The organism is Nitratidesulfovibrio liaohensis (genome assembly GCF_011682075.1).
In the GTDB taxonomy this organism is placed as follows: Bacteria; Desulfobacterota; Desulfovibrionia; order Desulfovibrionales; family Desulfovibrionaceae; genus Cupidesulfovibrio; species Cupidesulfovibrio liaohensis.
The window spans coordinates 1-1,453 of sequence record NZ_VSMK01000542.1 but is presented as its reverse complement, the minus strand read 5'-3'; the positions used below and the strand labels follow the sequence as shown (position 1 = coordinate 1,453).

Annotated in this window: 1 protein-coding gene; it reads left to right on the top strand. The window is 70.0% G+C overall.

The features are described from left to right. Positions 1-600: 600 nt before the first annotated feature. On the top strand, positions 601-1,453 hold an 853-nt coding region (locus tag FVW27_RS15500), incomplete at its 3' end, for a UDP-N-acetylglucosamine 2-epimerase (protein ID WP_167126812.1).

Below are 1,453 nucleotides of genomic sequence, written 5' to 3'. Positions count from 1 at the left end.
CCGCAGCAGCCTGCCAAGGTCGCCCGCTCCGTGCTCAGATGCATGCCCGGCCCGACCGGCTGGCGCGGCCTGGCTTGATTGACCCGAATGGACCGGCAGGCACACCCGCCCCCCGCAACGGGGGCAGACGGGCAACGCGTGCGCACGATCCGACGCGGCGGCGCGCGGAGCATGGCCGGATACCGCGGTGGATCCTCCGGCACGGCAGTGGGTAGGTGTGGGCATGTTCATGGCATGGAGGAGGCGTGCATTGGGCGTGCATCGGGAATGGCCGAAACGGGCAGACACGGGCAGACACGGGACATGAACCGGAGCGTATGCGCCAGACCGTACCGGCAGCGCCGGTCGGCACCCCGGCCCGGCCATACGGTTCCCTGCCACTTGGCTAACCGCTCCGCGCCGCAAGGGCAAGCCCGCGCGGGTTTGGCACGTTAAATAATGTCAACCGGTGTAAATATGCTTCCCCAGCCCGAACAGAGCCGCGCACATCTGCTATGCAGTCGCAAAGTGCCGCGTGATGCAGACGCCGCCCCCATGCGGCACGGGTTGAAATGCTCGCCCGTGCGCACCACGCGCCTGCCCGCCGCAACGGAGGCCACCATGGCAGACAACGTCGTTCACATTCCCGCCCAGCGCCGGGCCAAGGTGATGGTGGTGATCGGCACGCGCGCCCAAGCCATCGCCTGCGCGCCGGTGGTGCATGCCCTGCGCGAAAGTGCCGCCCGGTTCCACCCCATCGTGGTCAGCGCGGGCCTGCATCGCGACCGTTTCGTGCCTACCCTGCACGACCTGGACATGGAGTGCGACATCGACCTCAGCCTGCCCGGCGACATCGACGAAGGCCAGTTCCACCTGCTGGCGGGCAACGCTGTGTTGCGCTTCGGGCTGGTGGTTTCGCGCCTGCGGCCGGACATCGTACTGGTGCAGGGCGCCTCCACCACGGCCCTGGCGGTGTCGCTGACCGCCTTTCACAACAGCGTGCCGGTGGCCCACATAGACGCCGGGCCACACGGGGAGCAGGCGGGCACCCCATCGCCCGAGGAAGGCAACCGCCGCTGCATCGCCGCCGTGGCATCGCTGCATTTCGCAGCCACGGAAGAGGCGCGCAAGGCGCTGCTGCACGAAGGCGTGGACGACGCGCGCATTGCCGTCACCGGGGCCACCGTGGCGGAAAGCCTGCACCGGTTCGCGGAAACCGGGCAGGCGGGCGACACTGTTCCGGAAGACACGGGGCACGACGACGCCATTTCCGGCGTCCACGCGGCCCACAATACGGACCGGAACACGGAACGGGGCTCGGAACAGACAGCGGACGCCGCCGCGCATGCCCCGAGGGTTCCGGACATCCGCCCGGTCTCCCTCCGGCGGGTGCCCAAACGTGCCCTTGATGCGGCGGGCATTGCGGTTCCCCCGGCGCCCGCCGCCCCGACCCCGGCGCATTCCCGCGCCGCCC